Annotated in this window: 13 protein-coding genes; 11 read left to right on the top strand and 2 right to left on the bottom strand. The window is 35.1% G+C overall.

Annotation, left to right across the window (positions count from 1 at the left end; all coding sequences use genetic code 11):
• The first annotated feature begins 125 nt into the window (after positions 1 to 125).
• The 9 genes from walR to GFJ36_RS27845 all read left to right on the top strand — a co-directional run bounded on the left by walR (position 126) and on the right by GFJ36_RS27845 (position 8,669).
• Positions 126 to 833, top strand: a complete 708-nt coding sequence (walR, locus tag GFJ36_RS27885) for a cell wall metabolism DNA-binding response regulator WalR (protein ID WP_000971866.1) — start codon at positions 126 to 128, stop codon at positions 831 to 833.
• Between the two features lie 3 nt (positions 834 to 836).
• Positions 837 to 2,678 (top strand): cell wall metabolism sensor histidine kinase WalK, encoded by a 1,842-nt coding sequence (gene walK, locus GFJ36_RS27880; protein WP_048542845.1) that lies wholly within the window; start codon positions 837 to 839, stop codon positions 2,676 to 2,678.
• Complete coding sequence (locus GFJ36_RS27875; protein WP_088065085.1) at positions 2,675 to 3,991, top strand: YycH family regulatory protein; 1,317 nt, start codon at positions 2,675 to 2,677, stop codon at positions 3,989 to 3,991. Before walK ends, GFJ36_RS27875 begins: the two co-directional genes overlap by 4 nt.
• The gene (locus GFJ36_RS27870; protein WP_088065084.1) at positions 3,972 to 4,814 is read left to right on the top strand and encodes a two-component system regulatory protein YycI; all 843 of its coding nucleotides are present in this window, start codon (positions 3,972 to 3,974) and stop codon (positions 4,812 to 4,814) included. The genes GFJ36_RS27875 and GFJ36_RS27870 overlap by 20 nt, the downstream gene beginning before the upstream one ends.
• Positions 4,798 to 5,592, top strand: a complete 795-nt coding sequence (locus tag GFJ36_RS27865) for an MBL fold metallo-hydrolase (protein ID WP_000522836.1) — start codon at positions 4,798 to 4,800, stop codon at positions 5,590 to 5,592. The genes GFJ36_RS27870 and GFJ36_RS27865 overlap by 17 nt, the downstream gene beginning before the upstream one ends.
• Before the next feature lie 63 nt (positions 5,593 to 5,655).
• The gene (locus GFJ36_RS27860) at positions 5,656 to 6,831 is read left to right on the top strand and encodes a S1C family serine protease (protein ID WP_048542840.1); all 1,176 of its coding nucleotides are present in this window, start codon (positions 5,656 to 5,658) and stop codon (positions 6,829 to 6,831) included.
• A gap of 53 nt (positions 6,832 to 6,884) precedes the next feature.
• The gene (locus GFJ36_RS27855) at positions 6,885 to 7,070 is read left to right on the top strand and encodes a CxxH/CxxC protein (protein ID WP_001052827.1); all 186 of its coding nucleotides are present in this window, start codon (positions 6,885 to 6,887) and stop codon (positions 7,068 to 7,070) included.
• Between the two features lie 59 nt (positions 7,071 to 7,129).
• Positions 7,130 to 7,609 carry a 23S rRNA (pseudouridine(1915)-N(3))-methyltransferase RlmH gene (gene rlmH, locus GFJ36_RS27850; RefSeq protein ID WP_001027003.1) on the top strand — a complete coding sequence of 160 codons (480 nt, stop codon included), beginning with the start codon at positions 7,130 to 7,132 and terminating at the stop codon, positions 7,607 to 7,609.
• A gap of 181 nt (positions 7,610 to 7,790) precedes the next feature.
• Positions 7,791 to 8,669 (top strand): radical SAM/SPASM domain-containing protein, encoded by an 879-nt coding sequence (locus GFJ36_RS27845; protein ID WP_000713629.1) that lies wholly within the window; start codon positions 7,791 to 7,793, stop codon positions 8,667 to 8,669.
• A 36-nt stretch (positions 8,670 to 8,705) separates the two neighbouring features.
• Here GFJ36_RS27845 and pepF read toward each other — a convergent pair whose 3' ends face one another.
• Together pepF and guaC are read right to left on the bottom strand one after the other, a co-directional pair.
• Positions 8,706 to 10,523 (bottom strand): oligoendopeptidase F, encoded by a 1,818-nt coding sequence (gene pepF / locus GFJ36_RS27840; RefSeq protein ID WP_097890078.1) that lies wholly within the window; start codon positions 10,521 to 10,523, stop codon positions 8,706 to 8,708.
• A 136-nt stretch (positions 10,524 to 10,659) separates the two neighbouring features.
• Entirely contained in the window at positions 10,660 to 11,643 is a 984-nt protein-coding gene (guaC, locus tag GFJ36_RS27835) for a GMP reductase (RefSeq protein WP_000432444.1), read from the bottom strand.
• Between the two features lie 240 nt (positions 11,644 to 11,883).
• Here guaC and GFJ36_RS27830 point away from each other — a divergent pair, with 240 nt between their 5' ends.
• Positions 11,884 to 12,915: an acyltransferase gene (locus tag GFJ36_RS27830; RefSeq protein ID WP_087981859.1), complete on the top strand. Its 1,032-nt coding sequence runs from the start codon at positions 11,884 to 11,886 to the stop codon at positions 12,913 to 12,915.
• 187 nt (positions 12,916 to 13,102) lie between these two features.
• Complete coding sequence (gene dbpA, locus GFJ36_RS27825; protein WP_097890079.1) at positions 13,103 to 14,548, top strand: ATP-dependent RNA helicase DbpA; 1,446 nt, start codon at positions 13,103 to 13,105, stop codon at positions 14,546 to 14,548.
• Positions 14,549 to 14,568 lie beyond the last annotated feature (20 nt).

Here is a 14,568-nt window from a genome sequence, read left to right as displayed (position 1 = left end):
TTACCCCGCATTAACGGGCAGTAAGACCCCACCCAAAAATTCAACGAAGGTAAAGAAGTTAGGTGCGGAATCAACTGCACGTAAATGCCCGATTAAAGTTTCACTTTATAAGGAGGAAATAGACGATGATGGGAAAGAAAATTTTAGTAGTTGATGATGAAAAGCCGATTGCGGATATTTTGAAGTTCAACCTAGAAAAAGAAGGTTTTGAAATTGTAATGGCGCATGATGGTGATGAAGCGATTGAAAAAGCGAATGAAGAGCAGCCAGATATGGTTTTATTAGATATTATGCTACCAGGTAAGGATGGCTTAGAGGTTTGCCGTGAAATACGTAAAAGCTCAGAAATGCCGATTATTATGCTTACAGCAAAGGACTCTGAAATTGATAAAGTATTAGGGCTTGAGCTTGGAGCAGATGATTATGTAACGAAGCCATTTAGTACGAGGGAACTACTTGCTCGTGTGAAGGCGAATTTACGTCGCCATCAACAAGGTGGTGCTGCAGAAAAAGAAGAAAATACGGAAATGGTTATTGGACCAATCGTTATCAATTCAAATGCGTATAGTGTAACGAAACGTGAGGAAAATATTGAACTTACACATCGTGAGTTTGAGCTACTACATTATTTAGCCAAACATTTAGGACAAGTTATGACTCGTGAGCATTTATTGCAAACAGTTTGGGGTTATGACTACTTTGGAGATGTACGTACAGTGGATGTAACAGTGCGTCGTTTACGTGAAAAAATTGAAGATAATCCAAGTCATCCTACTTTAATTGTAACTAGACGTGGAGTAGGATATTACTTGCGTGACCCAGAGCAGGAATAGTATATGAAGAAAGTTGGTTTTTTTCAATCTATTCATTTAAAATTTGTACTCATATATATGCTATTAATATTGATAGCTATGCAAGTTATTGGGGTATATTTTGTAAGAGAGTTAGAAAAGAGTCTTGTACAAGGCTTTAGAGATTCTTTAACGCAGCAAACGAACTTATTATCATATAACTTGAAACAAGAGTTTAAAAAAAGTTATACAAAGGCAGAAACAGAATCAACAGATGAAACGATTAAAACTTCAATTCGAAAATTTGCCTCTGATCGAAAGAAAGATATCCAAGAGGTAAGTGTATTTGATTCGCATAGAAAGTTACTCGCTATTTCAGATGAGTCAAAGCAAAACAAGGTAAATAGAACATCAACTGATATAGCTGTTCAACGGGTATTGGTACAAAAAAAGCCAGAAGTGAAAATTGAGAAGGATGGTCGTACAGGCCATCGTGTACAAGTTATGCTTACTCCTATTCTAGATGATAACGGCAAGGATGCACTTGGTGTTATTTACATTGTTGCATCTATGGAAGATGTTTATAAACAGATGAAGGATATTAATCAAATTTTTGCGACTGGAACCGTTATTGCATTACTCGTAACAGCTGTACTTGGAATTTTGTTAGCTCAAACGATTACGAGACCAATCTCAGATATGCGAAGACAAGCGATTGAAATGGCAAAAGGAAACTATTCAAGAAAAGTAAAAGTGCATAGCCATGATGAAATAGGACAATTAGCATTATCTTTCAATAATTTATCAAAAAAATTACAACAAGCTCGTTCTTCAACGGAAAGTGAAAGACGTAAATTATCATCTGTTTTATCACATATGACAGATGGAGTAATTGCTACTGACCGAAAAGGAGACATTATTTTATTAAATGATCCTGCGGAAAAGATGCTAAATGTTTCGCGTGAAACGGCGCTCGATCAATCTGTTTTAGAAGTATTAGGGATACAAGAAGAATTTACGCTCGATCATTTATACGAAGAGCCTGATTCCGTTTTATTAGATTTTAGTACGAGAAATGAGCCATATATTTTACGTGCTAGTTTCTCTGTTATTCAAAAAGAGACAGGGAAAGCAAATGGTTTAATTGCCGTATTATATGATGTAACTGAGCAGGAGCGTATAGAGAGGGAACGCCGTGAGTTTGTGGCAAACGTTTCCCATGAATTAAGAACGCCATTAACAACGATGCGCAGTTACTTAGAGGCACTTACGGACGGCGCGTGGCAAGATCCGAATATTGCACCGCAATTTTTAACAGTTACACAAGAAGAAACAGAAAGAATGATTAGACTTGTAAATGCGTTATTGCAACTTTCTAAACTCGATAGTACAGAACATCGTTTAATGAAAGAATGGGTCGACTTTACTGACTTCTTTAATAATATTATTGATCGTTTTGAAATGTCTAAAGAGCAAAACGTAAGTTTCAAACGATCTTTCTCTAAGAAATCCCGATTTATTGATATGGATACGGATAAAATTACGCAAGTTTTGTATAACATTATTTCGAATGCATTAAAATATTCACCAGAAGGTGGAACAGTAACATATCGCTTACGTGATCGTGGGGAATTATTAGAGGTTAGTGTAAGTGACCAAGGAATGGGTATTCCCAAAGAAAACGTCGATAAAATCTTTGAACGTTTTTACCGCGTAGATAAAGCACGTTCAAGACAAATGGGTGGTACAGGACTTGGATTAGCAATTGCAAAAGAAATGATTGAGGCACATGGTGGCTCGATTTGGGCGAAGAGTGAGGAAGGAAAAGGGACAACTATTTACTTCACATTGCCAATGGCAGCAGATGAAGAGGACGATTGGGAATGAGTATGGAAAATGTTAAAACGATAGTTTTAATTAATTTAGTTGTAATTAGCCTATTTCTTACTTTTAACTTATGGACGTATGTGCCAGATTCCACGTCTATGCAAAATGCAAAATTTGTGCAGGGGAATGAAGGAATTACTCAAACTAAAATCGCTGATGTTGTCCGCCCTACTTCTATCATCGTGCATAAAGATAAAAATCATTATGGGAGCAAAAGAGAGGGAGATATAGAATCAATCTATAAACCTTTGGAAGCAGGGGAATTACATGATTTCAAAGAGATATCGATTGCTAAGGCTGATTTCCTTTCTTATGTGCATGGTGAAGGGAAAATTGAACTTGTTTTTCCTACCAACATCCCGTTTGATGCAGTTAAATCTATGTTTAATATGAAAGAAAAAAGTATAAATAAGCCTAAATATTTTAATCGAATTATTCTTGATCCTTCTAGAAGTAGGGATCAAGAAATTAAAATTAATTTTGTTTCTGATGGTGATAACTCTAGAATATATGAAGCAAAATTAAGTGGTGTGTATTTAAAAGATATTGTAAATGTACAAAATCAATTTATAGTATCGGCAAAACCTTATTTTGACTATCAAATTAATGATATGAAAAAGCTATTTTTACCAGATGGAACGACAGAATTAAGTAATATAACATATATTTCATCTAATTTAGCGGTTGATACATTTAAGAATGCTCTTTTTAGTGACCCACGTTATTTAAGCCCTATTACCGAGAAATCGAAAGAAACATTTACGGATGGTATTAGGTCCATGGAGATTGAAAACGATCATCATATGCTAAAGTATAAAAATTCTTCTGTTTCAAGTGAGAAAACGACAGATAATTTAATGCTTTTACAAAAAAGCTTTGATTTTGTAAATGGTCACAGTGGGAGTTTGGATTCATATCGTTTGGATTATATGAATAAAGGACAGACGGTATTCCGTTTACATGAAGATGGATATTCCGTATTCAATACAGATGGATTAGCTGAATTGAGACAAGTATGGGGATCAGAAGAAGTAATGGAATATGAAAGACCGTTGTTGTCTTTAAATACGAAAGGTATAGAACAGAAGGTTACTCTTCCATCAGGTCATGTTGTAATAGCATCTTTAGAAAATAATGCCGCGGTAGATAAAAGATTCATTAAAGACATTGGTATTGGATACAAATTATCACTAGATGGGCAAGTAGCTCGACTACAGCCAATTTGGTATGTAAAGTTTGTTGAAGATGAAGCGGGTAAACAAAAAATATATGAGTGGAGTGAGGGAGGACTAAATGGATTGGGATCGGATTAAAACCATATTTATTGTGACCTTTTTTGTTTTGGACCTCTTTCTCATTTTTCAATTCATTCAAAAGCAAGATAGTAATCAATTGGAGCTTATTGCAGAAACAAAGATAGATCAAGAATTAAAAGCAAATAAAATTACTATGGGTAATTTCCCTAAAGAACCGAAAAAAGAATCATTTATTAGGGCGGAAAACAAGGCGTTTAAAGAAGAAGATGTACAGTCTTTAAAGAATCAAACGGCGCATATACAAAATATGTACAGGATAGAAAGTAAGCTAAAAGAGCCCTTTTTAAATACAAAATCATTATCCAAAGATAAGTATAGTGATTTTTTGAAGAACTATGTATTGGATGGACAAAAGTATGAGTTTGGGGCGATGAAAGACTCTAAAATTTACTTCTTCCAAAAATATAAAGATAAGCCTATTTTCTATAACGATCAGGCAATGATTGTTGTGGAATTAAATGAAAAAAATGAACTCGTGTCGTACACGCAGACGATGCTAACTGATTTAAAAGAAATGGGCGAAAGTGAAAAAACGAAACAGCAAGAAATTATTACTGCTCAAACAGCTTTAGAAAATCTGTATTTAAAAAATAAAGTTCATGGGAATACACATGTAAAAGAAGCACAAATTGGTTATGCCACCCTTACCGCATCTACTTCTAATAACCAAGTACTCGCTCCAACATGGAATTTAAAAACGGAGCAGAAGCAGGACTTCTTTGTAAATGCAATCGAAGGACAAGTTATGGAATTAGGGGAAAGGGAAAATCAAGTGGTTGATGAACATACTGGAGTGAGAAAGAATGGGGTTGCATTTTAGCGTACTTGCAAGTGGAAGTACAGGGAATATGCTATATGTAGGAACAGATGAAAAAAAATTACTCGTCGATGCAGGTTTAAGTGGTAAAGCAACAGAGGCTTTATTTAAACAGGCAGAACTAAATATAAATGATGTATCAGGTATTCTTGTAACACATGAACATAGTGACCATATTAAAGGGTTAGGTGTATTGGCACGTAAATATGATTTACCTGTTTATGCAAATGAGAAAACATGGAATGCAATGGAACATTTAATAGGAAATATCCCAACTGAGCAAAAGTTTATTTTCTCAGTTGGGGATGTGAAAACATTCGGTGATATTGAGGTCGAGTCATTTGGGGTTTCTCATGATGCGGCAGAGCCGATGTTCTATGCTTTTCATAACAATAATAGAAAGTTAGCCCTTATTACAGATACGGGATACGTGAGTGACCGTATGAAAGGTGTTATTAAGGGTGCTAATGCTTTCGTGTTTGAAAGTAATCATGACGTGGAAATGCTTCGTATGGGACGTTATCCATGGAGTATTAAGCGACGTATTTTAAGTGATGTGGGTCACGTTTGTAATGAGGACGCTGCATTAGCGATGGCGGATGTAATTACAGATGAGACAAAACATATTTATTTAGCTCATTTAAGTTTAGATAATAACATGAAAGAGCTCGCACGTATGTCAGTATCACAAGTATTAGAGGAAAAAGGATTTGGAGTGGGAGAAGCCTTTGAAATTCACGATACAGATCCGAAAATGCCTACAAAAATTCAATACGTATAATTCTTCATTTTAGTAAACAATAAAGGTGAATATAGTTGTTTTCAGGAAGATGGGTGAACAAATATGTCCTTTATTGATGAAGAAAATTATCGTATGAAACGTGCAAGAAAAAAGAAGCATAAAGGTATTGTTATTTCTAGTATAGCAGGAACAATTGTAGGAGCTTCGTTATTTGCATTTGGAGCTCCTTTATTTGCGAATGATGCGGGCGCGCTTCCGCAAGCTGAAGCAAGTGGAAGTAATATGGCCGAAGCTCAAGGAATTAAACAGATTAGCTTTGTTGATGCTGTTGATCGTGCGTCTGAAGCTGTTGTTGGCGTTATTAATATTCAACGAGATAATTTTTCAGAGGCAGATTCAGAAGCTGGTACAGGATCGGGTGTAATTTATAAAAAAGCAGATGGCCAAGCTTATATTGTAACGAATAATCATGTTGTTGCTGGAGCAAATCGTATTGAAGTAAGCTTAAGTGATGGTAAGAAGGTTCCGGGAAAAGTATTAGGAACGGATGTAGTCACAGATTTGGCTGTACTAGAAATAGATGCAAAGCATGTGAAAAAAATAATTGAGATTGGCGATTCTAATACTGTTCGTAGAGGAGAACCGGTCATTGCGATTGGAAACCCACTCGGGCTGCAATTTTCAGGAACCGTTACACAAGGCATTATTTCAGCTAAGGAACGTATTGTTCCTGTAGATTTGGATCAAGATGGACATTACGATTGGCAAGTAGAAGTATTGCAAACAGACGCAGCAATTAATCCAGGTAATAGTGGTGGTGCGCTTGTAAATGCGGCAGGTCAATTAATTGGCATTAACTCAATGAAAATTGCAGCAAAAGAAGTAGAAGGAATTGGACTAGCTATTCCAGTTACTAGAGCTGTTCCAATTATGAATGAATTAGAGAAGTATGGAAAAGTAAGGAGACCGTATGTTGGAATTGAACTTAGATCGTTAAATGAGATTCCAAATTACCATTGGTCAAAAACATTGCATTTACCAAGCAATGTAACAGAGGGAGTTTGCATTTTAGATGTGAAAAGTCCTTCGCCAGGTGTAGATGCTGGTTTACGAGAACACGATGTGATTGTAGCAGTAGATGGAAAACCGGTTCGCGATATTATTGGATTCCGTACGGCCTTATATGATAAAAAAATTAATGATAAAATGACTCTTACGTTTTATCGTGGTACAAAACGAGCAACAACAACGGTTAAACTAGGCATTCAAAAGTATTAAAAACAGGAGGGCCTACCTCCTGTTTTCTATTGTAGAAAAGTGAGGTGAAGAATATGAATTTACCTTGTTGTTTAGAACATGTTGAATTAGCTTTAGATATTATTGTGGATGAGTGTGAAGTTGCACCGGTTATCAACAATGTGGATAACTCAGAAAAAGAGAAAAAAACATGTGAATTTTGTCAAAACGAGGCGACATATGTTGTATCGAACACAGATTCTCACACAATATGTGGGTAACAATTGTGGATATGTGGATAAGTTATGTGGATAACATGTTTGTAAGGTGGGGAATGAGTGTGAATATCTCGATTATTTCAATTGGGAAATTAAAAGAAAAATATTTAAAACAAGGTATAGCAGAATACTTAAAACGATTATCTGCATACGCAAAAGTAGAAGTAATTGAATTGCCAGATGAAAAGGCGCCAGAAAATTTAAGTGAAGCAGAAATGTTAATTGTAAAAGAAAAAGAAGGTATACGTATACTGGATAAAATTTCTGACGATACACATGTCATTGCGTTAGCAATAGAAGGAAAACAAAAATCATCAGAAGAATTTGCAGTAAGCTTAGATCGTCTTGCTACATATGGAAAGAGTAAAGTTGCATTTGTAATAGGTGGATCACTTGGACTAAGTTCAGAAGTAATGAAGCGTTCAAACGAATCTCTTTCTTTTTCAAAGATGACATTACCACACCAATTAATGCGATTAGTATTGCTTGAGCAAGTGTATAGAGCGTTTCGTATTAATCGTGGGGAACCGTATCATAAATAAAATTACTTTTTGTATATAAAAAGAGTAAAAAAGACCATTGGGCAAAAACCACCGATGGTCTTTTAAATATTAATAGGTAGTACGAAGGTTTCCTAAAATAAGTATGTTTCTATTTATAAAAAAGTGTGTTGTAATATGAAGAGGAAAAAGTATAAGTAGTCATAGAAGTGAGGAATTAAAGGTGAAGAAGTTTAAAAAGTTTTACTTGGAGATTACGAGTGTATGTAATCTTGCGTGCAGCTTTTGTCCGCCGACGGAAAGGCAGAAGCAATTCATTTCTGTGGAGGATTTTGCTAAAAGATTAGACCAAATTAAACCTCACACAGACTACATTTATTTGCACGTGAAGGGTGAGCCATTGCTCCATCCAAAAATAGATCAACTGTTAGATTTGAGCCATGAAAAAGGGTTTAAAGTTAATATTACAACGAACGGAACGTTAATTAATAAGAGAAGGCATAGACTGTTAAATAAGCCTGCTTTAAGACAAATGAATTTTTCACTGCACAGTTTTGATGGGCATCCAGGTTCGCAAGATAAAGAAGGTTATGTAAGGAGTATACTTTCCTTCATTAGAGAGGCGACAAGTCAATCGGATTTAATTGTTTCACTACGGTTATGGAATTTAACTCAGGATAATAAAACAAATGCTGAAATCCAGAAAAATAGAGATTTATTATCCATCATTGAAAATGAGTTTGGTCTCTCTTATCAAATCGAAGAGAAGCTTACACCAGGAAAAGGTATAAAAATTGCAGAACGCGTCTTTATTAATCAAGACTATGAATTCCAGTGGCCAGCATTACATGAAGAAGAGGATGATGGAAAAGGATTCTGTCATGGTCTTCGAAATCAAGCGGGTATTTTAGCGAACGGAACGGTTATTCCTTGCTGTTTAGATGGTGAAGGGATTATTAACCTTGGGAATATTAATAATGACTCATTTTCTAATATTATAGAAGGTGAAAGAGCAACAAACATTGTCGATGGATTTTCGAAAAGAGTTGCAGTCGAAGAGCTATGCAGGAAATGTGGATACCGTAAAAGATTTGGAAAATAAATATGAAAAAAGCCCTCATAAAGTGAGGGCTTTTTTTTATTCTTGATAAGAACGTTCCAATTCATCAATTAAGGAACCGACGTAAGAAACAGCCCTGCGGATTGCATCTGGTTTTGACATATCTACTCCGGCATGCTTCATTAATTCAAGTGGTTTCATCGTACCACCAGCGCGAAGTACATCTAACCAGCGATCAACGGCAGGTTGCCCTTCCTCTTTAATCATTTGGGCTACCGCAGTAGATGCAGTGAGGCCTGCGGAATAGGTGTAAGAATATAAGCCCATATAATAATGAGGTTGGCGCATCCAAGTTAAGCCAGCACCTTCGTCAATTTCTACAGAATTTCCCCAGAATGTCGAAAGTACATTTGTTTTTATTTCAGTTAAAGTTGTAGCTGTAAGTGCTTCTCCTTCTTCTGCTAGGGTATATACTCTTCTTTGATATTCTCCCTCAAGTAAGTGAGTAACAAAGTTATGATAATATGTGCCAAGTAGTTGCAGAATCACCCATCTGCGCATTCTCTTGTCGTCAGTAGTCGCTAATAAATGCTGGGCTAATAGTAATTCATTCATTGTAGATGGTGCTTCAACAAAGTACATAGATGGACGTACATTCATAATACGCTGGTTTTTATTTGCTAAATAAAAATGACCAGCATGGCCAAATTCATGTGCTAATGTGAAGCATCCACGCATCGTATTTTGCCATGTAATTAAAATGTATGGATGAGAACCATATGGGCTTGAACAAAATGCTCCGGTGGATTTGCCTACGTTATCTGCAAGATCAACCCATCTTTCTTTGAATCCTTTTTCGATAATGGAACTATATTCATCGCCTAATACCTTTAAAGAATCTTGAATTAATTTACCAGCCTCCTTGTATGTGATGGTTGGATTAAATTCGGTATCTAAAGGTGCATGTAAGTCGCAGAACAGCATTTGATCGAGTCCTAATACTTTCTTTTTTAAATCTGCAAAACGGCGCATATGAGGCGCTAATTCTTTATAAATAATATCAAGTTGATTGTTATACATTTCAAGTGGAACTTTTTGAGGTTCTAAAAGCATATGAGTAACAGATTCAAATTTGCGTAAACGAGAGAGTGTTACTTGTTTTTTTACTTCAGTAGCATATGTTGTTGCCACTGTATTCTTATATCGTTTTAAGGTGGAAACAAATGATGAGTATGCTTTTCTACGTATGTCTACGCTTGGAGAGAACTCATATTTGCTTTCAAATAATGAAAATGATACAGGGAGTTCGTTTCCTTTTTCGTCTTGTATGGAGGTAAAATCCATATCGGCTAATTTAGTCATACCGTAAATTTTGTATGGAGAACTATGTACTTCGCCAAGTGCAGCAAGAGCTTCTTCTGTTTCAGGAGAGAGCGTGTGCGGCCTTTTTTGTAGGATGTCTAGTAATGATTTACGGAAAGGTTCGAGTTTTGTTTCTTCAGCTAAATATTTTTCAATTGTTCCTTCGTCGAATGAGAGGATTTCATTATGGATAAAGGACAGTGCAGTATGTACTTTCGTCCATAAAGCAGCAATTTTGGAAGAGTTCGCTTGAATAATTGGATTTGTACGATCAGTGGATTCTTTTAAATTTGCATATGAGTATAGTTTTGTTAACTCCATTAAAAGATCTTCTTCTAAAAGTAGGCAATGTAATAAGGTAGTGGGGCTAGTGTGTAATTGTCCTTTAAACGCATCAAGTTTTTTTATATCGTTTGTTAATACACGTAATGCAGTTTCCCACTCTTTATCAGATTCGTATAAATCAGAGAGGTCCCATGTTAGTTCAGTAGGGACTTCTGTGCGAATATGGCGTTTCTCAATTACATTTTTCATTTGTTATATCCCCCTTATTATAAGTATCTAAAAACATGATACTAGAAAATTCAGTAAAATGAAAATAATTTACATTTCTATGTATGAAAAAGAAGGACAAGCATAAAAATGCTTGTCCTTCGAGTTAAATTTAAAATTAATATACTTTATCACCGTTGAAAATAGAGTTTTTCACGACTACATAATCTACAGTACGAATTGAGTCTAATTTTGTTCCGCCAGCGTAAGAGATAGAAGATTGAAGATCTTGTTCCATTTCGATTAAAGTATCTTCTAAAGAACCTTTATGCTCAACGAACATTTTCTTACCTTCAACGTTTTTCTTCTCACCTTTTTGGAATTCAGAAGCTGAACCGAAGTACTCTTTATAAAGTTTGCCGTCTTTTTCGATTGTTTCCCCTGGAGACTCTTCATGACCAGCGAATAGAGAACCGATCATAACCATAGTCGCCCCAAATCGAATAGATTTAGCTACGTCGCCGTGTGTACGAATACCACCGTCAGCGATAATTGGCTTACTTGCAGCTTTTGCACACCAGCGAAGTGCAGCTAGTTGCCAACCGCCAGTTCCAAAACCTGTTTTAATTTTAGTAATACAAACTTTACCAGGTCCAATACCAACTTTTGTTGCGTCAGCACCAGCGTTTTCTAATTCTCTTACCGCTTCTGGAGTCCCAACGTTTCCAGCGATAACGAAGCTTTCTGGTAAATGCTTCTTAATATGTTGAATCATGTTGATTACAGCATTAGAATGTCCGTGTGCAATATCAATCGTGATGTATTCAGGTGTAAGTTGCTCAGCAGCTAATTGTTGTACGAATTCATACTCGTCCTCTTTTACACCAACGCTAATAGAAGCGATTAATCCACGTGATTGCATATCTCTAATGAATGAGATACGTTTCTCTGGTTGGAAACGATGCATGATATAGAAGTAATTGTTTTCAGCTAAATAAGTTGCGATTCTTTCATCAATAATCGTTTGCATATTTGCAGGTACGACAGGTAATTTAAATTTATGTTTACCTAAAGTGACAGTTGTATCACATTCAGAGCGGCTGTTTACAATACATTTTGCAGGAATTAATTGAATATCTTCATAGTCGAATACGTTTTCCATCATTTACACCCCTAAAATACGAATATTTTATTCATTTTGTTTAAAAATGTTCGTCCAAAAGATAATTTACATTATTTTCACTCATAAGTCAAAGGTTTTCATGTTTATATTTAAAAATTAAGGTTTAGCTACGTATGTTGTAAGTTCATGTAATTAAAATGTGTTTAAACATAGTATTATTTGATGTAAAATTATGTTTGGGAAATAAAAGTTAAAGAGGTAAATTTAGGAGGGGTGCTAATGAAGCGCTTAGTATATATGGATTGGTTGCGTGTATTAGCAACGATCGCAGTGGTTACAATTCACGTTTCTGCTGGTTATGTTTCTATGTTAGATGCAAATAACGTATCACGCTGGATGGCTGGTAACTTGTTTGAATCGATTTCACGTGCGAGTGTTCCGATTTTTGTAATGATTAGTGGAGCGTTATTGTTAAAGGGTACAAAAGATATTTCAGTCGGGGAATTTTTACAGAAGCGTGCAAGTAAAGTAATTATACCTTTTGTAGCTTGGAGCGCTATATTTTATGCATATGGAGCATATGCAGGATATTTCCCGGCATCTTTAAAGCAAGGGATAAAGCACTTTTTAACGGATACTATTGGGGGACATTTATGGTTCTTATACATGATTGTAGGGATATATTTAATTACACCTCTACTGAAAATCTTTGTGAAGAACGCTAAAAAAAGAGAGATAGAATACTTTTTAATTTTATGGCTATATGCGTCTGTTGTAGTCAATTTAGTGAAATATTATTATCCTATCAACTTTAACATTGAATTATTTTACGTTACAAATTATGTAGGGTATTTCTTACTTGGTTATTATTTATCCAATTACGATATTTCGAAAAAATGGAGGAATATTTCTTACATTGGAGGACTTGTAGGATTTATTAGTACATTCTTTATTACATATTACTATACAGTAAAAGCAAATGGACAGTTAGAGCAGTTTTGGTATGGATATTTTGCGCCAGGTGTTGTACTGATGGCGATCGGATTATTTATATTTTTCAAATATGCATTCCAAAAGTCAGAAAGAGAATTACCATTGTTATTCCGTTTTATAAATCAAGCAAGCCTTGGAATCTATATTCTTCACTTCTTCTTATTAAATAACTTGTTGTACATGGTTTTCCCTAAGGTAAATGAGCGTGTACATGCAATATTGGCAATACCTATTAATGTAACGATTACAATTGTTCTTAGTCTGGTAATTACGTTAGTATTGCAAAGAATACCAGTTGTGAAAAAATTAGTTCCGTAAAAATGAATACAGTATAGATAGGGCAGACTTATTATTAAGGCTGCCTTTTCCTATTTTAAAATTATACTTAGATAAATTTAGGTTGAAACGAATTGAAAACAGTGGATTAATATAGTATCTTACTATAGTCTAAAGTGAGGTATGAAGAACATAATAGGTTAAATATAAAATCAAATGAGGTTAATATATGAGTAAAAAAAGCTTTAGTAATTATGCATTAAGTAAAGAAGTAAGACGAGCACTTACTGGTTTAGGATATGAGCATCCGACAGAAGTGCAAGGAGAGGTTATTCCAGTTGCATTGCAAAAGAAGGATCTTGTTGTAAAGTCGCAAACGGGAAGTGGAAAAACGGCTTCGTTCGGAATACCACTTTGTGAAATGGTAGAGTGGGAAGAGAATAAACCACAAGCATTAGTTTTAACACCAACGAGGGAACTTGCTGTTCAAGTGAAAGAAGATATTACGAATATAGGGCGATTCAAAAGAATTAAAGCTGCTGCAATTTATGGTAAATCTCCATTTGCACGTCAAAAATTAGAGTTAAAGCAAAAGACGCATATTGTAGTGGGGACCCCAGGACGTGTGTTGGATCATATTGAAAAAGGGACCCTTCCTTTAGATCGATTGAAATATTTAGTGATTGATGAAGCAGATGAAATGCTAAATATGGGCTTTATCGATCAAGTAGAGGCAATTATTGATGAATTACCTACAAAAAGAATGACAATGCTATTTTCAGCAACCCTACCGGAAGATATTGAAAAGTTATCCCGTACATATATGAATGCACCAACTCATATTGAAATTAAAGCAGCTGGGATTACAACAGATAAAATTGAACATACCCTTTTTGAAGTAAGGGAAGAAGAGAAGCTTTCACTTCTTAAGGATGTAACTATGATTGAAAATCCAGACAGTTGCATTATTTTTTGTCGTACACAAGAAAACGTAGACCATGTATATAGACAGCTAAAACGAGTTAATTATCCTTGTGACAAAATACACGGTGGTATGGTGCAGGAAGATCGTTTTGAAGTTATGGATGATTTTAGAAAAGGAAAGTTCCGTTATTTAGTAGCAACTGATGTAGCTGCGAGAGGAATTGATATTGATAATATTACACATGTTATTAATTACGATATTCCATTAGAAAAAGAAAGCTATGTACACCGTACTGGAAGGACGGGACGAGCTGGTAATAATGGAAAAGCTATTACATTTATAACGCCTTATGAAAATAGATTTTTAGAAGAGATTGAGGAATATATCGGATTTGAAATTCCAAAGGAACTGGCACCTTCAAAAGAAGAAGTTATAAAAGAGAAAGCAGTATTTGAAGAAAAAATATATGCTAAACCAATTATAAAGAAAGATAAAAATGCAGACCTAAACAAAGGAATTATGAAATTGTACTTTAATGGCGGAAAGAAAAAGAAAATTAGGGCGGTAGATTTCGTTGGTACAATTGCTAAAATTCAAGGTGTTTCTGCTGATGATATAGGTATTATTACAATACAAGATAATGTTTCGTATGTTGAAATATTAAACGGAAAAGGACCACTTGTTTTAAAGGTTATGAGAAATACAACGATAAAAGGTAAACAATTAAAAGTTCATGAGGCAATTAAGTAAACAAAAAAACTATCCACTAT

The organism is Bacillus sp. EE-W1 (assembly GCF_009760835.1).
Classification (GTDB): domain Bacteria; phylum Bacillota; class Bacilli; order Bacillales; family Bacillaceae_G; genus Bacillus_A; species Bacillus_A wiedmannii.
Note: the sequence above shows the minus strand (reverse complement) of the source record. Positions and strands in the feature narration are given on the sequence as shown.